The 26223-nt window shown below is 60.2% G+C and carries 24 protein-coding genes and 1 riboswitch; of the genes, 9 read left to right on the top strand and 15 right to left on the bottom strand.

Annotated elements, in window-relative coordinates; all coding sequences use genetic code 11:
* The first annotated feature begins 11 nt into the window (after window positions 1-11).
* Together ACMX25_RS02135 and ACMX25_RS02130 are read left to right on the top strand one after the other, a co-directional pair.
* Window positions 12-1226, top strand: coding sequence for a class I SAM-dependent methyltransferase (locus ACMX25_RS02135; protein WP_414947895.1), 1215 nt, complete (start codon window positions 12-14; stop codon window positions 1224-1226).
* Window positions 1227-1230: 4 nt separating this feature from the next.
* Entirely contained in the window at window positions 1231-1425 is a 195-nt protein-coding gene (locus ACMX25_RS02130) for a DUF2905 domain-containing protein (protein ID WP_414947894.1), read from the top strand.
* A gap of 1 nt (window position 1426) precedes the next feature.
* Here ACMX25_RS02130 and ACMX25_RS02125 read toward each other — a convergent pair whose 3' ends face one another.
* From ACMX25_RS02125 to ACMX25_RS02110, 4 genes are all read right to left on the bottom strand, one after another.
* Window positions 1427-2656: a multifunctional CCA addition/repair protein gene (locus ACMX25_RS02125; RefSeq protein WP_414947893.1), complete on the bottom strand. Its 1230-nt coding sequence runs from the start codon at window positions 2654-2656 to the stop codon at window positions 1427-1429.
* Window positions 2653-3273 (bottom strand): glutathione S-transferase family protein, encoded by a 621-nt coding sequence (locus tag ACMX25_RS02120; protein WP_414947892.1) that lies wholly within the window; start codon window positions 3271-3273, stop codon window positions 2653-2655. The genes ACMX25_RS02125 and ACMX25_RS02120 overlap by 4 nt, the downstream gene beginning before the upstream one ends.
* 42 nt (window positions 3274-3315) lie before the next feature.
* On the bottom strand, window positions 3316-4272 hold the full coding sequence (locus ACMX25_RS02115; protein WP_414947891.1) for a complex I NDUFA9 subunit family protein: 957 nt from the start codon (window positions 4270-4272) through the stop codon (window positions 3316-3318).
* A 123-nt stretch (window positions 4273-4395) separates the two neighbouring features.
* Window positions 4396-6366 carry a lytic transglycosylase domain-containing protein gene (locus ACMX25_RS02110; RefSeq protein ID WP_414947890.1) on the bottom strand — a complete coding sequence of 657 codons (1971 nt, stop codon included), beginning with the start codon at window positions 6364-6366 and terminating at the stop codon, window positions 4396-4398.
* 23 nt (window positions 6367-6389) lie between these two features.
* Here ACMX25_RS02110 and ACMX25_RS02105 point away from each other — a divergent pair, with 23 nt between their 5' ends.
* The gene (locus ACMX25_RS02105; RefSeq protein WP_414947889.1) at window positions 6390-6983 is read left to right on the top strand and encodes a 5-formyltetrahydrofolate cyclo-ligase; all 594 of its coding nucleotides are present in this window, start codon (window positions 6390-6392) and stop codon (window positions 6981-6983) included.
* A gap of 980 nt (window positions 6984-7963) precedes the next feature.
* Here ACMX25_RS02105 and ACMX25_RS02100 read toward each other — a convergent pair.
* Window positions 7964-8476 carry a winged helix DNA-binding protein gene (locus ACMX25_RS02100; RefSeq protein WP_414947888.1) on the bottom strand — a complete coding sequence of 171 codons (513 nt, stop codon included), beginning with the start codon at window positions 8474-8476 and terminating at the stop codon, window positions 7964-7966.
* Between the two features lie 185 nt (window positions 8477-8661).
* Between ACMX25_RS02100 and pxpB the strand changes: the two genes are divergently transcribed.
* The 5 genes from pxpB to ACMX25_RS02075 all read left to right on the top strand — a co-directional run bounded on the left by pxpB (window position 8662) and on the right by ACMX25_RS02075 (window position 13016).
* Window positions 8662-9315 (top strand): 5-oxoprolinase subunit PxpB, encoded by a 654-nt coding sequence (pxpB, locus tag ACMX25_RS02095; protein WP_414947887.1) that lies wholly within the window; start codon window positions 8662-8664, stop codon window positions 9313-9315.
* Entirely contained in the window at window positions 9312-10343 is a 1032-nt protein-coding gene (locus tag ACMX25_RS02090) for a 5-oxoprolinase subunit C family protein (RefSeq protein ID WP_414947886.1), read from the top strand. The genes pxpB and ACMX25_RS02090 overlap by 4 nt, the downstream gene beginning before the upstream one ends.
* Window positions 10344-10359: 16 nt before the next feature.
* A complete protein-coding gene (gene pxpA, locus ACMX25_RS02085; RefSeq protein ID WP_414947885.1) occupies window positions 10360-11112 on the top strand; it encodes a 5-oxoprolinase subunit PxpA in 753 nt (250 codons plus the stop codon).
* Between the two features lie 231 nt (window positions 11113-11343).
* On the top strand, window positions 11344-12063 hold the full coding sequence (locus tag ACMX25_RS02080; RefSeq protein ID WP_299703734.1) for a DUF969 domain-containing protein: 720 nt from the start codon (window positions 11344-11346) through the stop codon (window positions 12061-12063).
* Entirely contained in the window at window positions 12060-13016 is a 957-nt protein-coding gene (locus tag ACMX25_RS02075) for a DUF979 domain-containing protein (protein WP_414947884.1), read from the top strand. The genes ACMX25_RS02080 and ACMX25_RS02075 overlap by 4 nt, the downstream gene beginning before the upstream one ends.
* Window positions 13017-13031: 15 nt before the next feature.
* Here the strand turns inward: ACMX25_RS02075 and ACMX25_RS02070 are convergent, their stop codons facing one another.
* The 9 genes from ACMX25_RS02070 to ahcY form a co-directional block, all read right to left on the bottom strand.
* Window positions 13032-14129, bottom strand: a complete 1098-nt coding sequence (locus tag ACMX25_RS02070) for a TraB/GumN family protein (RefSeq protein WP_414947883.1) — start codon at window positions 14127-14129, stop codon at window positions 13032-13034.
* Window positions 14122-15135: a peptide ABC transporter ATP-binding protein gene (locus ACMX25_RS02065; protein WP_414947882.1), complete on the bottom strand. Its 1014-nt coding sequence runs from the start codon at window positions 15133-15135 to the stop codon at window positions 14122-14124. The genes ACMX25_RS02070 and ACMX25_RS02065 overlap by 8 nt, the downstream gene beginning before the upstream one ends.
* Window positions 15132-16127: an ABC transporter ATP-binding protein gene (locus ACMX25_RS02060; RefSeq protein ID WP_414947881.1), complete on the bottom strand. Its 996-nt coding sequence runs from the start codon at window positions 16125-16127 to the stop codon at window positions 15132-15134. The genes ACMX25_RS02065 and ACMX25_RS02060 overlap by 4 nt, the downstream gene beginning before the upstream one ends.
* 85 nt (window positions 16128-16212) lie before the next feature.
* A complete protein-coding gene (locus tag ACMX25_RS02055; protein ID WP_299703719.1) occupies window positions 16213-17130 on the bottom strand; it encodes an ABC transporter permease subunit in 918 nt (305 codons plus the stop codon).
* A 4-nt stretch (window positions 17131-17134) separates the two neighbouring features.
* Window positions 17135-18145 carry an ABC transporter permease subunit gene (locus tag ACMX25_RS02050; RefSeq protein ID WP_414947880.1) on the bottom strand — a complete coding sequence of 337 codons (1011 nt, stop codon included), beginning with the start codon at window positions 18143-18145 and terminating at the stop codon, window positions 17135-17137.
* Window positions 18146-18258: 113 nt separating this feature from the next.
* Complete coding sequence (locus ACMX25_RS02045) at window positions 18259-19893, bottom strand: ABC transporter substrate-binding protein (protein ID WP_414947879.1); 1635 nt, start codon at window positions 19891-19893, stop codon at window positions 18259-18261.
* Window positions 19894-20335: 442 nt separating this feature from the next.
* Complete coding sequence (metF, locus tag ACMX25_RS02040; protein WP_414947878.1) at window positions 20336-21181, bottom strand: methylenetetrahydrofolate reductase [NAD(P)H]; 846 nt, start codon at window positions 21179-21181, stop codon at window positions 20336-20338.
* A gap of 38 nt (window positions 21182-21219) precedes the next feature.
* Window positions 21220-21570: a phage holin family protein gene (locus ACMX25_RS02035; RefSeq protein ID WP_031364155.1), complete on the bottom strand. Its 351-nt coding sequence runs from the start codon at window positions 21568-21570 to the stop codon at window positions 21220-21222.
* 87 nt (window positions 21571-21657) lie between these two features.
* Window positions 21658-23079, bottom strand: coding sequence for an adenosylhomocysteinase (gene ahcY, locus ACMX25_RS02030; RefSeq protein ID WP_414947877.1), 1422 nt, complete (start codon window positions 23077-23079; stop codon window positions 21658-21660).
* 33 nt (window positions 23080-23112) lie between these two features.
* Window positions 23113-23248: riboswitch (S-adenosyl-L-homocysteine riboswitch) on the bottom strand.
* Window positions 23249-23453: 205 nt separating this feature from the next.
* Between ahcY and ACMX25_RS02025 the strand changes: the two genes are divergently transcribed.
* Window positions 23454-24407, top strand: a complete 954-nt coding sequence (locus ACMX25_RS02025) for a LysR family transcriptional regulator (protein ID WP_414947876.1) — start codon at window positions 23454-23456, stop codon at window positions 24405-24407.
* Window positions 24408-24498: 91 nt separating this feature from the next.
* On the opposite strand, the gene ACMX25_RS02020 is transcribed toward ACMX25_RS02025, so the two are convergent.
* A complete protein-coding gene (locus ACMX25_RS02020) occupies window positions 24499-26160 on the bottom strand; it encodes an OmpA family protein (protein ID WP_414947875.1) in 1662 nt (553 codons plus the stop codon).
* Window positions 26161-26223: the final 63 nt, after the last annotated feature.

Here is a 26223-nt window from a genome sequence, read left to right as displayed (position 1 = left end):
ACAATGCCGGAATGAATCCAAAAGCTCACGAATCCGACAGTTTACCTGTTCCCGGCCCCGACGCGCTCGCGCAGTCCGAGGCGTTGACCGGTCGCATCCGCGCGGAAATCGCGTCGGCGGGCGGCTGGCTGCCGTTCAGCCGGTATATGGAACTCGCGCTTTACGCGCCCGGCCTCGGCTATTACACCGGCGGGTCGATGAAATTCGGCAAACGCGGCGACGATGGCAGCGACTTCGTCACCGCGCCGGAAATGTCGCCGTTGTTCTCGGCCACGCTGGCACGGCCGGTTGCGCAGGCGTTGCGCGATAGCGGCACGCGCAATCTGATGGAATTCGGCGCGGGAACCGGGAAACTCGCCGCCGGCTTGCTGAACGCGTTGAAAGCGCTCGACGTTCCCTTCGATACCTACGCAATCGTCGATTTATCGGGGGAATTGCAGGACCGTCAGCGAGCGACGATAGAAGCCGACGCGCCCGAGCTGGCATCTAAGGTGACATGGCTCAGCGCATTGCCGGAGAATTTTGAAGGCGTGGTGATCGGCAACGAAGTGCTCGACGCGATGCCGGTGCGCCTGGTCGTGCGCAAACTTGGCGTATGGCACGAGCGCGGCGTGTCGTGGATGAACAACCGTTTCGCGTTCGACGACAAACCCTTGTTAGCGGCGCTCGACGACCCGCTGCTGGCCGAAATAGATGCCACTATCGATGAAGTCAACGACGAGCCGTTCATCGAATATTTGAGCGAGACGCACGAAGCGGCGCTGGCTTTCACGCGCACCATTTGCACGATGCTCACGCGCGGCGCGGCGTTTTTTATCGATTACGGCTTTCCGCGGCGCGAGTTCTATCACGCTCAGCGCGCGCAAGGCACGCTCATGTGCCATTACCGGCATCGGTCGCACGGCGATCCGTTCTTGTATCCCGGGTTGCAGGACATCACGGCGCACGTGGAGTTTTCGGGGATCGCGGAGGCCGGCACGGACGCGGGCGCCGATCTGCTCGGTTTTACGTCGCAAGCGCGTTTCCTGATGAACGCGGGCATTACCGATACGCTTTCCGACCTCGATCCATCGGACGTCCGGCGCTTTCTGCCCGCTGCGAACGCGGTTCAGAAGTTGTTATCGGAGGCGGAAATGGGCGAATTGTTCAAGGTGATTGCGTTCTCGCGCGGTATCGACGACACGCTCGCCGCGTTCTCGTCTGGCGATCGTTCACATACCTTATGACATCATGATCCGCTGGGTACTCACCACGTTCATTGCGTTGTCGATTCTCTCGGCGTGTTTGCCGTGGATGAAGAAACTCGGCATTGGCAGGTTGCCCGGTGATTTCACGCTGCGCCTGTTTGGACGGGAATATCCGTTCCCGTTCATGTCGACTATTTTGCTGTCGATCGTGCTTTCGCTGCTCGCGCGAATGCTTTAACTCACAGCACCGCTTCCACCGCCGCCACACGCGCGGCGTGAACCGCGTCCTTGATCTTGCCCGGCTCGTTCGCGTACTGCTGCGCGACGGCGCCGGCATCCACCGCGCGCGCCGCCACCAGCGCTTCACGCAAACGCTCCGCCTGCGGATACGGCTGCTGACTTAAACCGAGCCGGCCGCGGGCATCGGAGACACAGGCTTGCAGCGCTTCAGCAAAACGCGCGGGCTTGCGCAACGCATCGCATCGCTCGAACAAACGCACCAGCGCCGCCGCCCCAAACTCCATCACCCGATGGATATTCCCATGCTCACGCGCCACCAGCAGCGCGAGATCGCGGCATTCGTTCGGCACGCGCAAACGCTCGCACAACGGCTTTAGCAGATCGACGCTACGCCCTTCATGACCTATGTGACGCGGCAGGATATCGTCCGGCGTGGTCGCCTTGCCGAGATCATGCGTCAGCGCAGCGAAGCGAACCGGCAGCGTGTAACCGTGCGCCGCCGCGTAGTCCACGACCATCATCACGTGCACGCCGGTATCGACTTCCGGATGATAGTCGGCACGTTGCGGCACGCCCCACAGCGAATCCACCTCCGGCAAAATCCGCACGAGCGCGCCGCATTCGCGCAGCACGTCGAACATCCGCGACGGCGTCTTTTCCATCAGGCCACGCGACACTTCCTGCCACACACGCTCGGGCACGAGCGCATCGACTTCGCCGTCCGCGACCATGCGTTTCATCAGCGCGAGCGTTTCGTCGGCGATCGTAAAATCCGCGAACCGCGCCGCAAATCGCGCGATACGCAGAATCCGCACCGGATCTTCGATAAACGCATCGCCCACATGCCGGAACACGCGCGCTTCGAGATCGGCGCGGCCATTGAATGGATCGATGACCGGTCCGGTCAGCTCGCCGTCCGGGCGCACTTCACGCGCCATGGCGTTCACGGTCAGATCGCGGCGCGCGAGATCTTCTTCGAGCGTCACGTCGGGCGCGTAGAAAAACTGAAAGCCGTGATATCCCGCCGATGTCTTGCGCTCAGTCCGCGCGAGCGCATATTCCTCGTGGGTTTGCGGATGCAAAAACACGGGAAAATCCTTGCCGACGGGTTTAAACCCTTTCGCCGTCATTTGCTCCGGCGTCGCGCCGACCACGACGTAATCGCGGTCCTGAACCGGCAGGCCGAGCATGTCATCGCGGATCGCGCCGCCCACAGCGTAAATGTTCATCGCTCGTTCCGTGCGCCTTCGATCCACTCGGCGACGTGAGGCAGTGCCGTGATGTAGGCGGCGTAGACGAGCGCCGTTTCGCTCAGCTTGGGCGCGTAAGAATTGAAGCGCATGACGACAGGCGCGAACATCGCGTCGGCTATGCCGAATTCCTTGCCGAATAAGAACGGGCCGCCGTGCCGACTAATGCAAGCGCGCCAGATCAAGTCGATCCGTTTGACGTTCGCCAACGTGCCCGCCGTGAACTCCAGACCGAAGGTTTGCCGCTGGATATTCATCGACATCTGTTCGCGCAGATCGGCGAAACCCGCGTGCATTTCCGCGCTGATACTGCGGGCGTGCGCTCGCGCAGAGGCATCGCGCGGCCACATGGCGTGCTGCGGGAAAAGCTCGGCCAGCGTCTCCATGATCGCGACCGATTCCCACACTGCGTCGCCGGCATCGGTCACGAGGCAAGGCACTTTCCCCGATGGCGAATGCGCGAGGATATTCGCGCTGGAATCTGGCCGCGCGAGGCGAATCATTACTTCCTCGAACGGAATGCCGAAGTGCTTGAGCACGAGCCACGGCCGCATGGACCACGACGATACATTCTTGTCACCAATAACGAGTTTCATCGAGAATATCTTGGTTAAAGCGCTGCTTGGGGAACACCACGTTCAACGCCCGGCGGACGCGCGAAACGTGTTGAAACGCGAACGCGTCGATGAACCCGTGAGGTACATCGGCGCAATCGCTTCAATGCTCGCCGGTTCTTCAATACCGAGTTCCGGCGCCATCGGCCCGCTGGCGACCGCGGGGGTTTTCATCGAATCGAGATTATCGCGCGACATCATGGGTTCGCCAGGCGCGAGCTCAAGCGACATTGCCTGAAGGCGGCCAAGGCTGTCAGGCAAACGAATGATCTTCGCGTTCTTGCCGATCGCCGCGCCGCTGAAGCGCACAAGTTCTTCGAGCGTGTACACCGTCGGTCCGGCAAGTTCATACACACGGCCGCTGGCGGCATCGAGATCGAGCACGTTGGCGAAGGCCTTGGCGACATCGCCGACGAAAATCGGCTGGATCTTTGCTTGCGAACACGCCAGCGGAATCACCGGAAAGATCCGTTCGAGAAACGCGAACTGATTCAGGAAGTTGTCTTCGGGGCCAAACACCACGGATGGACGAAAAATGGTGGTCGCCAGATTCGATTCGCGCACGGCTTTTTCGCCGTCGCCCTTCGAGCGGAGATACATGCTCGGCCCTTTCGAATCTGCGCCAAGCGCGCTCATGTGGATCAAGCGCCGCACGCCTTTCGCCTGACACGCGGCCACGATCTTGCCCGGCAACTCGACGTGCGCCTTGGCGAATTGTGGACCGTAAGGATCGCCGCGCTTACCGTGCAAAATGCCGACGAGGTTGATGACGGCATCGGCTTGAGAGACGAAGGCCGCAAGCTGGACGGGATCGTAGACGTTCGTTTCGATCACATCCACGGGCAGCAGCGTCAGATGCGCCGCATTTTCGCGGCGCCGCGTGGCGATGCGCACGTTCTTGCCGAGCTCGACAAGCGCATTCACCAGATGACTGCCGATAAACCCCGATCCGCCGATCAACGCAATGGTTTGATGCCGCATGTTCGCCTCCAAAAGTGGCGGTCCGCGAAAGCGTCATGGCGGCGGCGCCGCGCGTGACTTTCGACTGACCGTGACCGTATTGACCGGAAAGCGAAACGCGCGGCGAGTCGGTTTGCAGGCCGCTTACGGCGCGATATAACCGAGGCGCGCTTTCAGCGATTGCGGGCGGCCTTCGAACAGCGCCGCATAATAAACGGTGTTCGACAGCACGTTCTTGACGTAATCGCGGGTTTCGGTGAACGGAATGGTTTCAGCAAAAATCGCGCCCTCTACCGGTGCGCCGAGCGTGGAACGCCATTGCGTCGGGCGTCCCGGGCCGGCGTTGTAACCGGCGGTGGCGAGGACGGCGGAATCGTCGAACTGGTTGTAGACCATCGCCAGATAATTCGTGCCGAGCAGGATGTTCGTGTCGAGGTCGTTCATTTGTTCACGCGATACCGGTCCCATGCCGATTTTCTTCGCCACGAGTTGCGCGGTGCCGGGCATCAACTGCATCAAGCCGCCCGCGCCCACTTCCGACTTCGCGTTGATGATGAAGCGCGATTCCTGGCGAATCAGGCCATACGCCCATTCGATATCGAGCCCGGTGTTCTTCGACTCACGCTCGACCACATCACGATACGGCGACAAATACCGCAACGAGAAATCGTGCTCGGTCTTGGTCTTGTCTGCCGTGTTCACCGCGCGATCGAACAATTCGATCCGCTTTGCGTACTGCGCGGCCGCGATCAATTGCCGGTCCGTCATGGTACGCAGTGGCCAGTTCCATTCGCGGTTGCCTTCGAGCCGGAGATTCATGGCGTAGAACTTCTGCGACAACGCAAAACCCGGCACGGTCGCAGCCTGGGCGATTTCCGCGTCGGTGACTTCCGTGCGCGGCGGTACCGTGATTTTCTGGCCGAGTTCTTCCGACGCCAACTGGCCATAGAAGTTGAACTGATCCGCGATACCCGCGAACTCCTGATTGGCCGTGGCGGTATCGCCTGCTTGCTTCAGGGCGCGCGCGTGCCAGTAGATCCACGTGGGCTGGTTGCGCAGCGTGGGCGGCATTTGTTCGATCGACCAGCGCACCATGATCCAGTCGCCGGCGAGCAAAGCGCTGCGCGTGCGCCATTCATAGGCGGGATTCGACAACGGCGCATTCAGCGAAAGCCGATACCAGTCGACCGCGCTCGGCATGCGCTTCGCTGCGGCCTGATACCCGATCGTGCCCCAGCCGATAGCGCGTTCCGTTGGCGTCAACGCCGGCGCAACCGAGCTGAATGTGGCGGCGGCCATGGCTGGATCGTTGCGCGCCATGCGCGTGATGGCGACGAGCGCGAGTTGATGCGACGACGTGTCGCGACCTACGCCGCGTGCGAGATACAGCGGCGGCGTGCTGGCGGCGGAGTCGAGGACGCTTTGATCCGGGCGTTGCTGGCCGAGTGCGTCCGCGATCTTGGCGCCCGTGTTCGTGTAGTTCTGCTCGTAGGCGAGGCGGATTTGCTGCCACACGTCGTCCGACGTGAATTGCTGCGAGACGGCTAGCGCGTTGATCAGGTCGACGCAACCATCGCCATACCATTTTGGATCGACGAGCAAAGCGCGCGCGGCGTCCGCGACATTTTCTCCGCGCGACGCCCGCGCTTCGAGCGCGTAGCATTTCACCTGCGTGTCGTCGTTCAGCACGAAGCGCGAATATTGATCGAGGAAATTGCGCCAGTCGTGGCGTGCGCCGAGCACCGTCAGATAGTCGTTGCGCATGCGGTCGGCAATCGCCTGACCGTCGTAGCGCTGCAGGAATGCGAGCACGGGCTCGTCCGGCGCGTCGACGCGCGCGTGGCCTTGCGAGTCGAAGAGTTGCGGCTTGATCGTGAAGTATTCGATATAACCCGGCGCCGGATAATTCGGAATTTGCGCGGCGAGTTGCATGGCGCGGCCGACGTCATTCGAGCGCGCGGCTTCGCGTAGCTGGATGAAGGTGCGGTCATCCGGCGAGAGCGAATAATCAGCTGCTGGCGGACGCACGGCGGAGGCGGTGCCGCATCCGATCAGGGTGATCGCAGCGAGCGTGGTTGCGACTGCGAGATATACTCGTTTGAGACGTTTTGACATCGTTATTTCTGGAGCGCGAAGTGATGCAAAGCATAGCACGCAACCCTCTGCTGGAAACCAAAAGCGCGCTGCGTGCAAACCTGCTCGCGACCCGCGAGGCGCAAGGCGTTCGGGCCGATCAGGACGCGCGTGGTGAAGCGTTGGCGCGGCGTTTGATGGAAGCGGTCGCGCGCTTTCCGGATACGTCATGTATTGGTTTTTATTGGCCGGTGGCCGGGGAGTTCGACGCGCGTGATGTGCTGACTGTGTGGCTGGCGCTGGATGCATCGCGGAAGGCGGCATTGCCGGTGGTGGTTGCGCCGAGGGCGCCGCTGGTTTTTCATGCTTGGCAGCCGAGCGCCGCGATGAAGAGAGGGCGGTATGGCATTCCCGTGCCGGCGGAAGAGCGCGTGGTTGTGCCGGACTTGCTCGTTATTCCGTGCGTGGGTTTCGATACCGATCGATATCGGCTGGGATATGGCGGTGGGTATTACGATCGGACATTGGCGGATTGGACAGGGGGCCTTGCGCCGGCGACGATTGGGGTGGCTTTTGAATCCGCGAGATGCGACGCGCTGCCAAGGGGGGAGTTTGATTTGCCACTCGGGGCAATTGTGACCGAATCGGCAGTGTATTGAGTGTTCGCACCGGTGGACGGTTTTGGAAGGTGGGCGGTGCGGGGTGCTTGGTCTTGGGGCAGCGGTTCTGGGTCAATGCCGGGTTGCTGCTTTTCAGGTCTTCGCGCGTTCAGTGTTAGCTGTTTTCTTAATCACTATTAGCCACTGCGCGTGGCGGCGCGTCATTTCTTGGTCCTTAGCGACAAAGAAACGAAGCAAAGAATACGCTTTAAACTCTCTAAAAATTAAGTGTCCACAGCGTGCAGTTTTTATTCATTGGTACCCGAAAAGCACGGTGCTCGCTAGAACCACGGATGTGTGAAACCCTCCTTCTCGCGAATCCTGACAGTAAAACGCTTCGCCCCGTACGCTCTCGGGCAAGGACCAGTGGCAAGGAAACCCGCACGGCCTCACGCGTATTTGCCGCAGTGGTACTTCGCGGGTTAGCTATCGGTTTGCATTGTTATTTGCCGGGTTATGCCCTATGCGTTCTGCAGATCCATTTCTTGGTGGTTTAAAGGATGGTTCGGCATGCGTACAAATTCGGTGAAAGGTTTTCCGCGGATAGCGCGGGGGGCTCCTTGGGCAGGTTCAGTCGCTAGTGCTGGCCCGAGAGCGTACGGGGCGAAGCGTTTTACTGTCAGGATTCGCGAGAAGGAGGGTTTCACACATCCTAAGTTCTGGCGAGCACCGTGCTTTTGGGGCACCCATGAATCAAAACTGCACGCTGTGGACACTTAGGGTAGAGCTGTTAAAAGCGTTTTCTTTGCTTCGTTTCTTTGTCGCTAAGGACCAAGAAATGACGCGCTGCCACGCGCAGTGGCTAATAGTGATAAAAAAAACATCCAACACTAAATGCGCGAAGACTTGGAGAGCAGCAACCCGGCATTGACCCAGACCGCTAACCCTGGAACCTAACAACCCAGCATAAACCCCGACCACCAACCCCGACCACCAACCCCAGAACCAACGCACCCAAAACCCGAGTGCGAACGGAAACCCTATAACGAGGCTGCAGCCCTGGCCGCTGTATCGTAGAGACCGGAAGCATTTCGCAGCAACTGCGCCGCCTCGCCTATCTGCTCATTGGTCAGCCCACTCTCCTTCAACGTGCTGATCAAGCAACTCTCCCGCACCTCCCGATACTTCCCGCACAACTCCCGCCCCGCCATCGTTGCGGAAAAGAACACCTCCTTACCCACTTTTTCGCTCTTCACATAACCCCGCGCCATCAACTTCTTAATGGCATAGCTCGCGACGTGCGTGTCCTCTATATTGAGAACAAAGCAGATATCGGCAATCTTTTTCTTCCGGTCACGATGGCTCACATGATGCAGCAGCGACACTTCCACCGCCGTCATGTCCTTCGCGCCCGCCGCCGACATGCATCGAACCATCCAGCGGTTAAACGCATTACCAGCCATGATCAGGCCATATTCGAACTCGGACAACTCAGCGCTCGTTTCAGACACGAGATGCTCGGACGAAACGATCTTGGTCGGATGACGGGGCATAAATATTTCGGCGGAAGAATATGTCGGCGAGTGTAGCGTATGGAACGAAATTCACCCCTAGGTCTAAATTCTTATTGATAATTTGTCGATAAATTATTGACAATGTACATTCCCGAGCTAGCGTTGAGACGGCTTCTCATTTGCCTTTCGTTCAAGCGCGTGCTCGATTACCGGCAAAACCCAGCATGACACCACCCAAAATTCATCCACTCGGCGACACCGCGCTTGTGTGCGAAGCGCCCCCGCCCGCCACGATCGACTGCCAGCGCCGAATGTGGGCGCTCGCCGACGCAGCACGCCTGTGGCCGCATGTCGTGGAGGTGGTGCCGGGCATGAACAACCTTACGCTGGTCTTCGATCCCCTCCAGGCCGATCCCGCCGACCTCGCACAACACATGCAAAACGCGTGGGAAAAAGCGGCGGAAGCCGATGTAGGCACCGCTGAAATCGAAATTCCCGTGCGCTACGGCGGCGCTGATGGCCCCGATCTCGCGTCCCTGGCGAAGTCGCTCAACCTGAGCATCGATGAACTCGTGAAGCGACACACGCAAGCCGATTACATCGTATTTTTCCTCGGTTTTCAGCCCGGTTTTGCCTATCTCGGCGGCCTCGATCCCACGCTACACGCGCCTCGACATCCCAAACCCCGGCTGGAAGTGCCGGCGGGGTCGGTCGGTATCGGCGGGGAGCAGACGGGGATTTATCCAGCGGTGTCGCCGGGTGGCTGGCAGCTGCTGGGACGCACCGATCTCAAACTCTTCGATCCCGCCCGCAACCCGCCCACGCTGATGCAACCCGGCGATCACGTCCGTTTTACCGCGCTCGAGGTGCTCGCATGATCGACGTCATTCGCGCCGGCATGCTCTCCTCCGTGCAGGATCTTGGCCGCGCGGGATATCGGCACCTCGGTGTCAGTTCGGGCGGCGCATTGGACGCGCTGTCGCTGGAAATCGGCAACCGGATCGTGGGCAACATGCCGGGCGCGGCAGGTATCGAACTGACGCTCGGACCGACCACGCTGCGCTTCACGCGCGCTACCCGCGTGGCGATCACCGGCACGGATTTCGCCGCCACGCTGGACGACAAGCCCGTCTACTCGTGGTGGAGCCTGCCGGTCCAGGCCGGTCAGGAACTGACGTTGCGCGGCGCCAAGCACGGCATGCGCGGATATGTGTGCGTGGCGGGCGGTATCGATGTCCTGCCCATGCTCGGTTCTCGCAGCACCGACCTCGGCGCCTGTTTCGGCGGTCTCGGCGGCCGGGCGTTGCGCGATGGCGATCGTCTGGCTACCGGCGTGCCACAGCCGAATAAGACTGCGGTGTTTTCATCGGCGGGAACGGCCTTTGGGGTGAAAGCGCCCGCGTGGTGCAAGTTCGTTTATGTGGAAGAACCGCTTCGGCGCGGCAAACACACGCCGGGCAATTCATGGTCGCTGCCAATCCGCGTGTTGCGCGGTCCCGAATACGAGACCTTCACGCAAACGGCTCAGCGCGACTTCTGGAACGAAGAATGGACGATCACCCCGAACAGCAACCGCATGGGATTCCGGCTCGCGGGCACAGTGCTGGAACGCGGCGATAAAGCCGATCTTTTGTCCCACGCCGTATTGCCCGGCACGATCCAGGTCCCGCCGAACGGTCAGCCGATCGTGCTGATGGGCGACGCCCAGACCACCGGCGGATATCCAAAAATAGGCTCGGTCATCAAGGCCGACTTGTGGAAGCTCGCGCAAGCGCGGCTCAACAGCGGTGTGCGCTTTATCGAAACAACGGTTGAAGCCGCGCGTCACGCGCTGGCGGACGAGCGCATGTATGTAAAACAGGTCGAATCGGCTATCGCGATGCACGCGGAACGCCTCGGCCGGTAAAGAACAGGGAACGAAGATGGAAATCGATCTGAACGCCGATCTCGGCGAAGGCATGGGCACTGACGAAGCACTGCTCGATCTCGTGAGCTCCGCGAATATCGCTTGCGGGTGGCACGCGGGTGGCGCAACGGCCATGCGCGATTGCGTGCGCTGGGCCGTTGCGAAGGGTGTCGCCATTGGTGCGCATCCGAGTTTCAACGATCCCGAGAATTTCGGCAGGAAGGAGATGGACCTTCCCGTCTACGAGATTTACGCGGGCGTGTTGTATCAACTGGGCGCGCTGGCCGCGATCGTGAGGGCTGAAGGCGGTCGGATGTCGCATGTGAAGCCGCACGGCGCGCTCTATAACCAGGCGGCGAAGAATCCGGACATTGCCGAGGCTATTGTCACGGCAATTCGCGATTTCGATTCGTCGTTGCTGGTGTTCGGGCTGGCGAACAGCAATCTCGTCGATGCCACCCGCAAGGCGAACCTGGTCGCGATCGAGGAAGTGTTCGCGGACCGCGGATATCGGTCGGATGGGTCGCTCGTGCCGCGCAAAGACCCCGGCGCGCTGCTAGAGGACGAGGAAGCCGTGATCACCCGAACGCTGAAAATGGCAATGGAGCATCGCGTCCAGGCGGTCAGCGGCGAGTGGGTCCCGATCAACGCGCAGACGGTTTGTCTTCACGGCGACGGCGCGCATGCGCTGGCATTCGCCCGGCGGATTCGCGGGGCGCTCGAAACGGCGGGCATCGACGTTCGCGCTGCCCACGCGGTCGAGGTCTGACGAACTGTCTTTAGCGTTTCTCGCTGCTTGGCGTTAGCGCCCGAAGCGAGCCTGCGCCTCGGCAACAAAGCCTCAATGAACCTGAATGCCTCGCGACTTGGCGGGGCGTTTTCGTAAGCGGCCGTAGAGCCGTTTTATCAAGCCAACGGAACGGTCCGCTCGAAGCAAGCGGTTCGTCCGGCGGCGGAACAAGCCCTTATCGGGACATTAGCCCGACCACTTGGAGATCTTATGGGTACCGCTGTCAATCTATGGCCACTGATAGGCGTGGCTGTCATCATCGTGGGATTTATCCTGCGCTTCAATCCGATGCTGATCGTGGCCGCCGCTGCAATCGTCACCGGCTTGGCGGCGCACTTTCCCATCGATCGCATTCTCACCGCTATCGGCACGGGGTTTCTCAAGACACGCAACATTCCGCTCATCATCTTGCTGCCGCTGGCCGTGATCGGTTTGCTGGAACGGCACGGTCTGCGTGAACGCGCGCAAATCTGGATTTCGGGCATCAAGGCGGCGACGGTGGGACGTCTGCTGATCGTCTATTTGCTGATTCGCGAATTGACGGCGGCTGTCGGTCTGACTGGTCTTGGCGGACATCCGCAAATGGTCCGGCCGCTGCTCGCGCCCATGGCCGAAGGCGCCGCGCAAACACGTTTCGGCAAGCTCTCCGATGAAACCCGCTTCAAGCTGCGAGCGTGGTCCGCCGCGACCGACAACGTCGGCCTGTTCTTCGGCGAAGACATCTTCGTGGCCTTCGGCGCGATCGTGTTGATGACAACCTTCCTCAAGGAAGCGGGGATCGTGGTTGAACCGCTGCACGTTGCCGTCTGGGGCATCCCGACTGCGATCTGCGCGTTCCTGATTCACGGCTTCCGGCTGTGGCTGCTCGATCGGCGGCTGAATCGCGAACTCGGCGCGTTGACCAAGAACGTTCGCGGAGAAACCGCATGACACTGACGCTCAACTATCTGTTCTATCTGCTGGGTATCGTGCTGGTGGTTGTCGCCGGCATGATCTACGTCGATAAAAAACATCCCCGCCGCCTCACCGCCGGAACCTTCTGGCTGGTGTATGCGCTGATTTTCCTGATCGGCGACTGGCTGCCGGCCAATGTGGTCGGCGTGCTGGTTGTGGCGATGGCCTTGATCGCAGGCTTCGGCGGTGTCACGGCGGGCAAGCCGAAAATGCTCTCCGACGAAGCGCGCCGCAACAGCGCCTTGCGTCTGGGCAACAAGCTGTTCGTCCCCGCATTGACGATCCCCGTGGTGACCGTGATCCTGACGCTGGGAGCGAGTTACCTGGTGTTCGGCGGCAAGCCGCTGCTCGATCCGAAGAATGTCACGCTGATGGGCTTTGGCATCGGCTGTATTGTCGCGCTGGGCGTAGCGTGCGTGATGACACGCGATACCGTCGGGCAATCGATGAAAGAAACGCGCCGCTTGGTCGATGCGCTTTCATGGGCCGCCGTGCTGCCGCAAATGCTGGGCATGCTGGGTTTGGTGTTCTCGGATGCGGGCGTGGGCAAGGCGGTCGCGCACGTGACGACGGCTTATGTGAACCTCGATTACCGCCTGGTCGCGGTGGCCGTGTATTGCATCGGCATGGCGCTTTTCACGATGGTCATGGGCAACGGCTTCGCGGCGTTCCCGGTGATGACGGGCGGCGTAGGCGTGCCTATCCTGGTCGGCGTGTTCCACGGCAATCCGGCCACCATGGTCGCGATCGGCATGTTCTCGGGTTATTGCGGCACGCTCATGACGCCGATGGCCGCGAACTTCAACATGGTGCCGGCCGCGCTGCTCGAATTACCCGATAAAAACGCGGTGATCAAAGTGCAGATTCCAACCGCGCTGTCGATGCTGGTCGTGAATATCTTCTTGCTGAACTGGCTGATGTTCCTGTAACGCGAAGGCGTGGGTTCACGCCGGATCCACCACGAACCCACGCTTTCTCAGCAACGCGAGCACACCTCTTTTCCCGCCAAGATGCAACGCGCCAACAGCCAGGAACACCGGCTTGTTCGGCGCGGCTATCGCCACCACGCGCGCCGCGAACCGATAGTTCCGGTCGACCACCACGCGGTTATCGATCTGCCTCGCAAGCTGCTTCGATCTCGCCAGTTTCTCCGTCTTGGCGTCGTCCCATGCCTTCAGTGCATCGGCGTCGCCAATCCGCCATAGCCGATGCAACTCCTTCACATCGGCAACATTCTCAGCCGGCGTCTGCACCAGATCCTGCGCGAGCATTTCCCGTTGCTGCGCCTGCGTGAGCCGCGTGAACGCGGCAATCTGCTCATTGAGCGTCTCCAACCCCACCACTCGCCCGCGCGGCCGCAAGTAGACGTTCTGCAATTGCGTTTCCGTGCCGAATTCGGTCTGGAATCCGGCCTTCAAGGTATCGACGGTTTCAACCAGCATCGACGCCAGCCATGGCCGCGAGCGGCTGATATCGGCGAGCATGGCGGGGTTGCCGCGCATGCGTATTTCCAGCTTTTTCCACAGCGCATCGGGCAAATATCGCGACAGGCACGGCTCCCGGCATACGCCGTATTTGCTCACTTCATCGGCCGATACAACCAGGTCGTCGGGAGAGATTTCCAGCGCGAGCGTCGGCGATGCATCGAGCGCGCCGAGGATCGGCTTGCGGAACGGCTGGCTGACGGGGTAGTCATCGGCGAAACCGACGTGCAGCGTACCCAGCACGTAGATAGTGACCTGGCCTTTGGTGGCGACGTAGAACGGCATATGCGGCGGCTGCGCCTGCACCGGACCGCTGGCGGTGGTGCCATTCGAATGGTCTACGTCGGGAGGAGCCGGACGCGCGGGCGGCACACTTAGGCCGGGCAACGCAGCAGAGGACGTGGGCGGCACCGTGGCGCCCGGCGGCGAGCGCGCGCCGGTCACAGCAAAAGCCAGTTGCGGCGCCAGGCAAAAAATCGCAAGGATCGCCGCCACAACAACAGCAAAACCCGCAACAAAACGGCGCGCAACCTGCCGCGCCGCCGGGCGTTCAGCCATCGATCTCCCCGACTTCCTCGGCGCGATGACAGGAGACGTGCCGACCATCGACGAAACGCAGCGCCGGTTCTTCGACGCGGCATTTATCGATTGCATACGGGCAGCGCTGATGAAATGTGCAACCTGATGGTGGGTTAAGCGGCGAAGGCATTTCGCCCTGCAGCCGGATCTTGATGCGCCGATCTTCTTCGAACAAGGCAGGCGTCGCCGACATCAGCGAGCGCGTGTACGGATGACGCGGCCGTGCGTAGATCGTTGCCTTGTCGCCAAGTTCGGCCACACCGCCAAAATACATCACCATGACGTCATCGGCGATATGTTCCACCACCGACAAGTTATGCGAGATGAACACATAGCTTGTACCGAACTGCTGCTGCAGATCCATGAACAGATTCAGAATCTGCGCCTGGATGGAAACATCCAGCGCGGAGACGGGCTCATCGGCCACCAGGATCTGCGGGTCCAGAATCATCGCACGCGCGATAGCCACCCGTTGCCGCTGGCCGCCCGAGAACATGTGCGGATACCGCGCCGCGTGTTCCGGCCGCAAACCGACCGTGCGCATCATGTGCGCAATGCGCTCGGCGCGCTCGCTGGACGACAGCTTCGTGTTGATCGCCAGCGGTTCGCCCAGCGTCTGCTCGACGGTTTTCCGTGGATTCAGCGAAGCGAACGGATTCTGGAACACCATCTGCACGCGCTGCCGCAAGTCGGCTACTTTCGCACGGTTCGCGCTCGCCACGTCCTCGCCATCAATCAGCAATCGTCCCGACGTGGGCGCTTCGATCATCGTCAACTGACGCGCGAGCGTCGATTTTCCGCAACCGGATTCGCCCACCACGGCAAGTGTCTTGCCACGTTCAAGCGAGAACGACACGCCGTTCAACGCCTTGACGGTGCCCTGCTGGAACATGCTGCGCTTGACGCTGTAGTGCCGCGTCAGTTTATCGGCGACGAGGACGATATCTTTAGCGTCTTTAGCGAAAGTTTCAGGAACGGCATTCATCGCGCGCCTCCATGTTCTGCCACGAGGTCCATGTTTAGCGGCTTGATGCAACGAGCGCGCACGGCCGGATCGTTCGGGGCGAGTTGATAGAGCGCCGGCCGCGCCTTGCGGCAATCGTCGACGGCGTAGCTGCAGCGGGGCGCGAATAAACAACCGGTCGGGCGATCGTCGCGGCCGGGCACCATGCCCGGCAAGGCCGCGAGACGCTCGGCGCCTCGGCTATGTTCGGGAATGGCGGCGAGCAATGCCTCCGTGTACGGATGATGCGGCTCGCTGAAAATCGTCGGCACGTGATTCGTTTCGATAATCTCGCCCGCGTACATCACGGCCACGCGCTGCGCGACTTCGGACACGACCGCGAGATCGTGCGAGATCAGCACGAGCGCCATGCCGCGTTCCTTCTGCAACTTGACCAGCAGCTCCATGATCTGCGCCTGGATGGTGACGTCGAGCGCGGTGGTGGGTTCGTCGGCAATCAGCAGCTTCGGATTGCACGCGACGGCCATCGCGATCATCACGCGCTGGTTCATGCCGCCGGACATCTGGTGCGGGAAGGCATCGATACGGCTTTTCGCGTCTGGAATCCCCACTTGATCGAGCAATTCCAGCGCGCGCTGATGCAGCTTCGATCCTTTCAAGCCTTCGTGAAGCTTGAGGACTTCCTTGATCTGATAGCCAACGGTGTAGCTCGGGTTCAGGCTCGACAGCGCGTCCTGGAAGACCATGGCAATGTCCTTGCCGATAATCTTCCTGCGTTGCCCCGCCGATGCCTTCAGCAAGTCGACGCCGTTGAACGTGACCTGATCGGCGGTGACAATGCCTGGCGCGTCGATCAAGCCCATGAGCGCCATCATGGTAACGCTTTTGCCCGATCCCGATTCGCCGACTACGCCGACCACTTCGCCGGGTTTGACGGATATATCGATACGATCAACCGCCGGGAGCCCATTGAAACTAACGGCGAGATTGCGGATGGTTAGAAGATCGTTCATGTCAGTGCGTGCACGGCCGCCCGAAACGTATTGACCAGCCCCCTCGGGGGGCAGCGAATGAAGTGAGCGTGGGGGTTGTTCCATATCACGCCATCCGTTTGAGTTTGGGATCGAGTGCATCGCGCAGGCCATCGCCGAGCAGGTTGATCACGAGGACCGAAATCAGGATGGAAAGCCCGGGCATGGTCACGATCCACCAAGCACTTTCGATGTAATCACGCGCCGATGCGAGCATCGCGCCCCACTCCGCCGCCGGCGGTTGCACACCGAGGCCGAGAAAGCCGAGCGCGGCGGCATCGAGGATGGCGGACGAAAAGCCCAGTGTTGCCTGCACGATCAGCGGCGCGGCGCAGTTCGGCAGCACTTGCGAGAACATCAGGCGCACGGTGCCTGCTCCAGCCACACGCGACGCTGTCACGTATTCGCGCTGGAGTTCACCGAGCGCGGCGGCACGCGTCAGACGCACATAACCCGGCAACGCGACAATCGCGATGGCGAGCATCGTGTTCATCAACCCCGGACCGATAATCGCGACCACCGCGACCGCCAGCAGCAGCGAAGGCAGCGCCAGCAGCACGTCCATGATGCGCATGATCGGCGTGTCGAACCATTTCTGGAAGAACGCCGCGATCAAGCCGAGCACGATGCCCGGAATCAACGCCAGCACCACCGACACGAAGCCGATCCAGAACGACAACCGCGCGCCGTACATCAGGCGGGAGAGGATGTCGCGGCCGGCTTCGTCGGTACCCAGAACGAAGCGCCAGTTGCCGCCGTCGAGCCAGGCCGGAGGAATTTTCACATTGTCGCGATACTGCTCAATCGGCGAATGCGGCGCGATCAACGGCGCAAAAATAGCGATGAACACCAGGATCAGCACGATCGCGCCGGCCACGACCGCGCCGCGATTGCGCGAGAAATTGGCCCAGAATTCGCGGCCGGCGAGGAACCGGCCACTCGGGACGGGGATCAGCGCCCCGGGATTGTTTTGGATATCGGCCATGGGCTTACCTCGTGTGGCGAATGCGCGGATTCAGCACGCCGTACAACAAGTCGACGACCAGATTCACAAGAATAACGAGCGTCGCGATCATCAGGATACCGCCCTGCACGACGGGATAATCGCGCCGGCTGATGGCGTCGATGAGCCATTTGCCCACGCCCGGCCACGAGAACAACGTCTCCGTCAGCACCGCGCCGGCGAGCAGCGTACCAACCTGCAAGCCGATCACGGTCACCACGGGAATCAGCGCGTTACGCAGCGCATGCACGACCACCACGCGGGCCGGCGAAAGACCTTTGGCGCGCGCCGTGCGGATGTAGTCCTCGCGCAGCACTTCGAGCATCGATGAACGCGTCATGCGCGCGATCACGGCCAGCGGAATGGTGCCCAATACGATAGTCGGCAGAATCAGGTGACTGACGGCGGACTTGAACGCGCCTTCATCGTCGGAAAAGAGTGCGTCCCACAGCATGAAGCCGGTGCGGTGCGGAATGTCGTATTCCACCGCGATGCGCCCTGACACCGGCGTCCAGCCCAGCTTGGCCGAGAAGAACATGATGAGGATCAAACCCCACCAGAAGATCGGCATGGAGTAACCCGTGAGCGCTGTGCCCATTACGCCGTGGTCGACGACCGTGCCGCGTCTCAACGCAGCCACAACGCCGGCGGGCAGTCCGATCACCAGGGCGAAAATCATCGCGCAGATAGCGAGTTCGAGCGTCGCGGGAAAGCGCGCCATGAATTCGCCCATCACGCTGGTATTGGTGATGATCGACATGCCGAGATCGCCTTTCAGCGCGTGTCCGACATAGTGGAAATATTGAACAGGGAGCGGCAGGTCAAGCCCGAGCCGCTTCATTGCTTCGGCGTGCATGGCCGGGTCCACGCCGCGCTCGCCCATCATGACTTCGATGGGGTCGCCCGGGATCAGGTGGATTAACGCGAACGCCAGGATCGTGATGCCGATGAACGTCGGGATCACCATGCCTATGCGCCGCAGAACGAATCGGAACATGGTTCGTCTCTTTGGGGAGGAAAAATGCGACCGGCGACGCGGGCTTGTGACCCTTGTCGCCGGACCTTTTCGACTAGTTATAGTTTCAGTGCATGAAGCGTACCGCTAACAGCTTACTGCACGCCGACACCGTCGAAACGCAGGTAACCCAGCGGTTCGATCTTCATGCCAATGACCTTCTTGCTTGTCGGCTGATACACCGTCGAGTGAGCGATCGGCGAGAACGGCAGCTGGTCAGCGAAAATTTGCTGCGCTTGCATATAAGCCTGCGTGCGCTGCGCCTGATCCGACGTATTGCGGCCCTTGATCACCAGGTCGTTGAACGGCTTGTAGCACCAGTGCGAGAAGTTGCTGCCGTTGACCGCTTCGCAGCCGAGCAGCGTGCCGAGCCAATTGTCCGGATCGCCATTGTCGCCCGTCCAGCCAATCAGCATGGCGTCGTGTTCGCCAGCGTGGCCGCGCTTGATGTACTCGCCCCACTCATACGACACAATATTCGCCTTCACGCCAATCTTCGCCCAGTCGGCCTGGATCATCTCGGCCATCAGACGTGCGTTCGGGTTGTACGGACGCTGGACCGGCATGGCCCACAGGTTCATTTCGAAACCGTTCGGGAAGCCTGCCTTCGCCAGCAGCGCCTTGGCCGCCGCGGTGTCGTACGCCTGAACCTTCAGGTTCTTGTCGTAAGACCATTCGGTCGGCGGAATGGGTGCAATCGCTGCCTGACCTGCGCCTTGATACACCGACTCGATGATCGCCTTCTTGTTGATCGCCATGTCCAGCGCGCGGCGCACTTCGACGTTATCGATGTTCTTCTTCGTCGTGTTGTACGCGACGTAACCTTCGTTAAAGCCTGGTTGCGACGGCGTGTCGAGGTTCGTGTCGGCCTTCAGCGGTGCAATGTCAGCCGGGCGCGGATAAGCCATCACCTGGCATTCGTTGTTCTTCAGCTTCTGCACGCGCACGGCGGCATCCGGCGTGATCGAGAAAATCAGCTTCGATATCTTGACTGCGCCCGGCTTCCAGTAATCAGGATTGCCGTCGAAACGGATGGTCGCGTCTTTCGTGTAGCTGCGGAAAATAAACGGACCTGTACCAACCGGCTGCTGGTTGATATCCGATGCCTTGCCCGCTTTCAGCAGTTGCTGAGCGTATTCATCTGACTGGATCGACGCGTATTCCATCGCCATGTTCTGGATGAACGGAGCGTTGACTTCCTTCAGCGTGAACTTAATCGTGTACGGGTCGACTGCTTCGATCTTCGTGATCAGCTTGTCCAGGCCCATGTCGGTGAAATACGGGAACGACGTGGGGTAAGCCTTTCGGAACGGCTGATTCGGATCGAGCATGCGGTTGAACGTGAAAAGCACGTCATCCGCGTTGAATTCGCGCGTGGGCTTGAAGAACGACGTGGTCTGGAACTTCACGCCATGGCGCAGATGGAACGTGTACGTCAGGCCATCGGGCGAGACGTCCCACTTTTCCGCGAGACCGGGTTCCACTTTCGTACCGCCGCGCTCGAATTCCACGAGGCGGTTGTAGACCGTGAAGGTGTTCGCGGTGAAATCGGTGCCCGTCGTGTATTGCGCGGGATCGAAACCGGCCGGGCTGCCTTCTGAGCAGTAAACGAGCGTTTTGTTGGGAATGGGTGCTGCGTGAGCGACGCTCGCGGTTACGAGCGATGCCGCGATGGCGGCGCTGAGTGCCATCGACAGATGAGCGGCTCGTAACAGGCCAATTTTCTTCATGTTTCCTCCAGGATCGGTGCCGGCTAAAACCAGCGTAGCGCGATATTACTGAGCTTTGCCGGGGGGAACAAGGCGACGAAATTCCCGAGGGGGAATTGCTTCTGCACGTGTGTCCGGCAAGCCAGGCAACAGGGTTGAAAAGGCCGTGTTTTCGCTTACCTTCTTGGGTTATCGAGGTTTTTCATCGATTCAGCGCGTTTTTCATCGTTCCGCGCTTTGTCGGCAAACTCACGCGCGACGGCAAATTCGGGCGCTACCGTAGCACGAAAGAAATGTAAATTTAAGATAAAGATGAGGATTGTTGCGCGCCGAAAACATGAATCCATCATGTTTCGTTATGCACAATGTTTCAAGGTGATTAAACCAGTAGGAGGGGAAAACTGAAAAGCGGGACAAGAACCGCGCGGCGAATGCCGCGCGGGTTAAGCGAAAACATCAGGCTTTAGGCGACCGCTTTTGGCAACGCCAGCCGCTCGCAAATCGTCTTGCTCGCGGCCGCGCCGTTCAGCGTATAAAAATGCAGCCCGGGCGCGCCTTCAATCACCAGCCGTTCGCACAAACCCGTCACTACATCCAATCCGAACGCGCGGATGGCTTCTCTATCGTCGCCAAAACTTTCCAGGCGGCGTGCAATCCACTTCGGCACTTCCGCGCCGCACATCTCGGAGAAGCGCATGAGCTGCGAGAAGTTCGTGATCGGCATGATGCCCGGCACGATAGGAATATCCACGCCCTTCTTGCGGGCGTCATCGACGAAACGGAAATACGCGTCCGCGTTGAAAAAATACTGCGTGATCGCCGAATTCGCGCCAGCCTGCACCTTGCGCACGAAGTTCTCCAGGTCGGATTTGGGCGAACGCGCCTGCGGGTGATATTCCGGATACGCCGCGACTTCAATGTTGAACCAGTCGCCGTGCTCAGCCCGAATGAAGCCGACCAGTTCCGACGCATATCGCAACTCGCCGACTTCGCCCATGCCCGAAGGCAAATCGCCGCGCAACGCGACAATGTGACGAATGCCATGCTCGCGATAACTACCGAGAATGGCCCGCAGACTCTCCTTCGACGACCCGATGCACGACAAATGCGGCGCCGCTTCGAGTCCCTGCTTCATCATCTCGACGACGGTATCGAGCGTGCCTTGCTGCGTGGAACCGCCCGCGCCGAACGTCACGGAGACGAACTTCGGGTTGAGCGTCTTGAGCTGCGCGCCAGTCGCGCGCAATTTCTCGATTCCTTCCTGCGTTTTCGGCGGGAAAAACTCGAATGAGAGTTCGATCGGTTTCATGGGAAGAGTTGAACGCGCACGCGTTGGCATTCGCGTTCTTAGAAGTTGCGCTGACCGAGGATCAGCGCCGACAGCAGCCAGGACACGATGCTGTACAGAATCGAGCCGAAGAAAGCCGACCAGAAACCCGATACCTCAAAGCCTTTCAGCAACGAAGCACACAGCCAGAAACACAGCGCATTCACGACGAGAATGAACAGCCCGAGCGTGAGAATGGTCACCGGCAGCGTGAGCAGCACCAGCAACGGACGCAGGAACGTATTGATCAGCCCGAGCACGATCGCGACGATCAGCGCGGTACCGAAACTGCGAATGTGAATCGACGGCACAAGGTAAGTGATGATCAACAGCGCGAGCGCGTTGATCAGCCAGGTCAGCAGCACGGACATCGATGGTCTCCTGGTACTTGAAAGGTCGCGTGCGTGGGTTTGATCGACTAAACCCACGCACGCGTTGAGCGCTACAGACCGCCGCGATTAGTAACGGTAGTGATTCGGCTTGAACGGACCCATCTTGTCCACGCTGATGTAGTTCGCCTGATAGTCCGACAACACGGTCAGTTCAGCGCCAATACGCCCCAGATGCAGACGCGCGACCTTTTCATCAAGGTGCTTGGGCAAAACATAGACCTTGTTTTCGTACTTGTCGCCGTGCACGAACAATTCGATCTGAGCAATCGTCTGGTTCGTGAACGATGCCGACATCACGAACGACGGGTGGCCCGTCGCACAACCCAGGTTCACGAGCCGCCCTTCAGCCAGCAGGATCACGCGCTTGCCATCGGGGAAAATGATGTGATCGACTTGTGGCTTGATGTTTTCCCACTCGTACTGGCGTGTCGATGCAACGTCGATTTCCGAGTCGAAGTGACCAATATTGCAGACGATTGCGTTGTTGCGCATCGCCTTCATGTGGTCATGGCCGATCACGTGGAAGTTGCCCGTAGCGGTCACGAAAATGTCGGCCTTGTCGGCGGCATATTCCATGGTCACTACGCGGTAACCTTCCATGGCTGCCTGCAGTGCGCAGATCGGATCGATTTCCGTGACCCACACCGTCGCGCCCAGACCGCGCAGCGATTGCGCGCAACCCTTGCCCACATCGCCGTAACCTGCGACGACCGCGATCTTGCCGGCGATCATCACGTCGGTGGCGCGCTTGATGCCGTCGACCAGCGATTCACGACAGCCGTACAGGTTGTCGAACTTCGACTTCGTGACCGAGTCGTTCACGTTGATGGCCGGGAACGGCAGGCGCCCTTCCTTTTCCATCTGATACAGACGATGCACGCCCGTCGTCGTTTCTTCTGTCACGCCCTGGATATGCACGAGGCGCTTGGAGTACCACGCCGGGTCGATATCGAGGTGAGCGGCGATCGACTTGTACAGCGCGATTTCTTCTTCGTTTTCCGGCTTGCCGATGACCGAGCGGTCCTTTTCAGCCTTCGAGCCCAGGATCAGCAGCAACGTGGCGTCGCCGCCGTCGTCGAGGATCATGTTGGCGAATTCGCCGTTCGGCCACTCGAAGATGCGGTGGGAGAATTCCCAGTATTCGTCGAGCGATTCGCCCTTGAATGCGAACACCGGCACGCCGCCCTGCGCGATAGCCGATGCAGCGTGATCCTGCGTCGAGAAGATGTTGCACGATGCCCAGCGGACGTCTGCACCGAGCGCGGTCAGCGTTTCGATCAGCACGCCGGTCTGGATAGTCATGTGCAGCGAGCCGGCAATACGCGCGCCCTTCAGCGGCTGTTGCGTCTTGTATTCCTCACGCGTTTGCATGAGGCCAGGCATTTCGGTTTCAGCGATGTTCAGTTCCTTGCGGCCCCAGGCAGCAAGAGACATATCGGCGACGACGAAATCTTTGTTGGTGTTTGAATCGAGAACTGCGGCGTTCATCACGCCCTCCTTTCTAAATGGAAATATAGAAATTTGACGTGAGCGCCGTTCGATGCGGTGGTTCAACAAGCGCTTACTTGGTCTGCAAGCGCTGGTCACTCCGTCCGATTGAATGCTTCGAGCCTGGCGGCCTTCGTTGTGGAAGACCGTCGCAACGCTCCTCGAAGCGAGTTGGGATTGTAGCAAATTGGGATGGAGGGAGCGCGTTTGCGCGAGAGGTTTTGTTTTGCCGCCGTCACGCATCGGCATGGCAAATCTTTCAGATGACTAACCGCGAAGGGTTAACCTCTAATCGGATGGGGTCGGCACTGCGACATAATTAAAATGACTTAAACTTATCGACAGTATTCCAAACTGGAATTCAGGGGAATTGCATGGAATTGCGATCGTTGAGGTATTTCGTCGAAGTCGTGAAGCAAAAAAGCTTCACCGGTGCTGCGGAGAAAATGTTTGTCACGCAGCCGACCATCAGCAAGATGGTGAAGTCGCTCGAGGACGAAATTGGCTCGCCGCTGCTGCTGCGCGAAAGTCGCCAAATGGTGCTCACCGACGCCGGACAGATCGTCTATCAGCGCGGCCTTGAAGTGCTCGCGGCGCACGCGCAACTCGAAGCCGAACTCAACGATCTGGGCAAACTGGGGCGCGGCACGCTCACTATCGGCATTCCGCCGATGGGCGGATCGCTGTTCACGCCAGCTATTGCCACATTCAAGAAGCGTTATCCGAAGGTGGAACTGAAGCTGTTCGAGCGCGGTTCGAAGGCAATTGAAGCTGCATTGATCGATGGCGAACTCGAGCTTGGCGGTGTGCTGCAACCCGTCGATCTCGCCATGTTCGATGTGCTGCCCATCAGCCGCCAATTACTCTGGCTCGTTGCGCCCAAAGGCTCGCGATGGGATGCGTTGTCGGACGTGCCGCTCAGCGATCTCGCGGCGGAGCCGTTCGTGTTCTACGGCGAAAGCCTAGCGTTATCGGATCTCGTGCTTAATGCCTGCCGCGAAGCGGGGTTCACGCCGGCTATCGTGGGGCGCAGCGGCCATTGGGATTTCATGGCTGCGCTGGTGCAGGCGGGCGTCGGCATTGCGTTGCTGCCTGCGCCGTATTGCCGCCGGCTCGATATCAACGCATTCACCTGCCGGCCGGTGATCGCGCCGGAGATTCATTGGGACATGGCGGTGGGCTGGCGACGTAATGGTTATTTGTCGAACGCGGCGAGGGCTTGGCTGGAGGTTGTGCGGCAATTACTGCCAGCCAATCTCGGCGATGACTTTTTGCAAGGGCCGGCCGAGCGGTTTCCGGCACGCGTTAGGAATGCGGCGCCGCGATAGCCGAAATGAAAAACCCCCTGTCCCGCTCGCGCGGGACAGGGGGTTTTAGTTGCTACGCCGATGTCAAACCTCAGCGGCGTCCGTCAATCGATCATTCCTGTACAGCGAAGTCGATCCGGCGGTTTGCGAAACGTCCGCTGGCCGTTGCGTTATCGGCAATCGGGTTTGCATCGCCGAAACCTTGCGCCATCAGCGAATCAGCAGAAACGCCGTGCTTCACGAGGAACGCGCGCACTGCTTCCGCCCGCTTCTTCGACAACACCAGATTCGTGCTCGCCGGGCCGACATTGTCCGAATAACCGCCCACGTTCAACTTCACGGTCTTGCCCTTCGCTTCGCACGCCTTCAGCACTTCTGCCGATTTCGCCAACGCCAGTTGCGCGTCTTGCGGCGGCACGTCGGAACCCGTGCGGAAATTGATGACTTGCAGGTTCAGCACCTTGGCGACATCGGCGGCAGAGCAATCATCGCTCAACGACGAGAACGCGCTCATGAACGATTCCTTCGCGCTTTCGACCGCTTGCTTGACATTGAACGTGCCGATGGTGAATCCCGCGCCGAACAACGTCTTCAGCTTGTTCATCCAGCCGTTGCGCACGTCGGCAGCCGATCCGCTCAACTCGATCTTCTCACCCGACAACTTGGCTTCCGCGCCCGGCAATTGCATCAGCGGCAACAGGCCGTCGAGCTTGTCAAGCCAGCTAGCCGGCTTGGTGTCCGGGTCGACTGCAATGGTCGCGTTCAGATGGTCCGCGCCGAACTTCGCCGTCAATGCGGCGAGCAGCTTGGCCTTCTCTTCTTCACTGCCAACCGTTGCTTGAATGGTCGGTGCGCCGAGCTTGTCGACGGTGAACGTCAGCAGCGCGTCCTTCGTAGGCGCAGGCGCGGCAGCGGGTGCCGACGCGGGTTCTGCGGCAACCACCGGAGTCGATGTAACCACCGGCGCTGCGGCGGACGCTACAGCAGGAGCCGCAGCGGGTGCCGGTGCGAGCGGTGTCTGGTTGCCGCAGCTACGGCCGAACAGCAGTGCGAGCAACGCGAGCGCTGCGGCGACAGCAAGCCACCACCATTTCTTCGATCGAGCCTTTTCTTCCACCACGATCCGGTCGAGCGAAGGGTTGATGGCGGTCGATCCGCCGACTGTCGACGGATGTTCAAGATGCGACGACACCGCTTTCATCTGCGCTGCCACGCCGGACATGAAGCTGGCCGCGCCGCCCAAGCCCAACGCGCTGGCGATATCGTCCGTCATGCTTGCCTTCACCATTGGCAACTGATGGCCGAGCAGCGTAGGCAACTGGCCCACGTTGCTGCCAGACTTCGTGAAGTAGTGCTTTAGCACGCCGAACAACGCGGTCGTGACGATGCCGCCCAGCGCATGCGTGGCGCCAACCGATACACCGGTCTTTGCTGCCACCGTGTTGCTCAGCGCGTTCACGCGCTCTTCGGATGCCACGCCGCTTGCGAGCCGCGTACCGGCCGCGAGCAACGATTGCAGGCCGTCGCCATGGACGAGTTGCGGCAGCATATCGACGATATTGGCGTTCGAATCCGGTGACATGATTGATGCGAACAAGCTGCGTGCGCCTTCAGGCGATGCGGCTTTGTTCATCAGCGACCCGACGAGTGCCGGCGCGATCATGCCGACCACGCGTTTCGCTGCTTCGGGAGCGACGCCCAGTTTTGTAGCGAGTTGCTGCAACACGCTTTCGGTCAAAGCGCCCCGTACCAGCTGAATAACATTGATGCTCACTTAAATTGCCTTTTCCTTACTTGCGTTAATTCGCCAACCGCTCAGAATGAGCGAAGCGGATTA

It is taken from the genome of Caballeronia eucalypticola (assembly GCF_047608185.1).
Taxonomy (GTDB): Bacteria; Pseudomonadota; Gammaproteobacteria; order Burkholderiales; family Burkholderiaceae; genus Caballeronia.
Note: the sequence above shows the minus strand (reverse complement) of the source record. Positions and strands in the feature narration are given on the sequence as shown.

Bases quoted from the DNA above. Each gene is read 5' to 3' on its own strand.
- ACMX25_RS02080 (WP_299703734.1), top strand. From the start codon at position 11,344: ATGGGTACCGCTGTCAATCTATGGCCACTGATAGGCGTGGCTGTCATC.
- ahcY (WP_414947877.1), bottom strand. From the start codon at position 23,079: ATGAACGCCGCAGTTCTCGATTCAAACACCAACAAAGATTTCGTCGTC.
- ACMX25_RS02035 (WP_031364155.1), bottom strand. From the start codon at position 21,570: ATGTCCGTGCTGCTGACCTGGCTGATCAACGCGCTCGCGCTGTTGATC.
- ACMX25_RS02135 (WP_414947895.1), top strand. From the start codon at position 12: ATGAATCCAAAAGCTCACGAATCCGACAGTTTACCTGTTCCCGGCCCC.
- metF (WP_414947878.1), bottom strand. From the start codon at position 21,181: ATGAAACCGATCGAACTCTCATTCGAGTTTTTCCCGCCGAAAACGCAG.
- ACMX25_RS02070 (WP_414947883.1), bottom strand. From the start codon at position 14,129: ATGGCTGAACGCCCGGCGGCGCGGCAGGTTGCGCGCCGTTTTGTTGCG.
- ACMX25_RS02045 (WP_414947879.1), bottom strand. From the start codon at position 19,893: ATGAAGAAAATTGGCCTGTTACGAGCCGCTCATCTGTCGATGGCACTC.
- pxpB (WP_414947887.1), top strand. From the start codon at position 8,662: ATGACACCACCCAAAATTCATCCACTCGGCGACACCGCGCTTGTGTGC.
- ACMX25_RS02060 (WP_414947881.1), bottom strand. From the start codon at position 16,127: ATGAACGATCTTCTAACCATCCGCAATCTCGCCGTTAGTTTCAATGGG.
- ACMX25_RS02090 (WP_414947886.1), top strand. From the start codon at position 9,312: ATGATCGACGTCATTCGCGCCGGCATGCTCTCCTCCGTGCAGGATCTT.
- ACMX25_RS02130 (WP_414947894.1), top strand. From the start codon at position 1,231: ATGATCCGCTGGGTACTCACCACGTTCATTGCGTTGTCGATTCTCTCG.
- ACMX25_RS02065 (WP_414947882.1), bottom strand. From the start codon at position 15,135: ATGAATGCCGTTCCTGAAACTTTCGCTAAAGACGCTAAAGATATCGTC.
- ACMX25_RS02050 (WP_414947880.1), bottom strand. From the start codon at position 18,145: ATGTTCCGATTCGTTCTGCGGCGCATAGGCATGGTGATCCCGACGTTC.
- ACMX25_RS02105 (WP_414947889.1), top strand. From the start codon at position 6,390: ATGCAAAGCATAGCACGCAACCCTCTGCTGGAAACCAAAAGCGCGCTG.
- ACMX25_RS02055 (WP_299703719.1), bottom strand. From the start codon at position 17,130: ATGGCCGATATCCAAAACAATCCCGGGGCGCTGATCCCCGTCCCGAGT.
- ACMX25_RS02100 (WP_414947888.1), bottom strand. From the start codon at position 8,476: ATGCCCCGTCATCCGACCAAGATCGTTTCGTCCGAGCATCTCGTGTCT.
- ACMX25_RS02110 (WP_414947890.1), bottom strand. From the start codon at position 6,366: ATGTCAAAACGTCTCAAACGAGTATATCTCGCAGTCGCAACCACGCTC.
- ACMX25_RS02125 (WP_414947893.1), bottom strand. From the start codon at position 2,656: ATGAACATTTACGCTGTGGGCGGCGCGATCCGCGATGACATGCTCGGC.
- ACMX25_RS02025 (WP_414947876.1), top strand. From the start codon at position 23,454: ATGGAATTGCGATCGTTGAGGTATTTCGTCGAAGTCGTGAAGCAAAAA.
- ACMX25_RS02115 (WP_414947891.1), bottom strand. From the start codon at position 4,272: ATGCGGCATCAAACCATTGCGTTGATCGGCGGATCGGGGTTTATCGGC.
- pxpA (WP_414947885.1), top strand. From the start codon at position 10,360: ATGGAAATCGATCTGAACGCCGATCTCGGCGAAGGCATGGGCACTGAC.
- ACMX25_RS02120 (WP_414947892.1), bottom strand. From the start codon at position 3,273: ATGAAACTCGTTATTGGTGACAAGAATGTATCGTCGTGGTCCATGCGG.
- ACMX25_RS02075 (WP_414947884.1), top strand. From the start codon at position 12,060: ATGACACTGACGCTCAACTATCTGTTCTATCTGCTGGGTATCGTGCTG.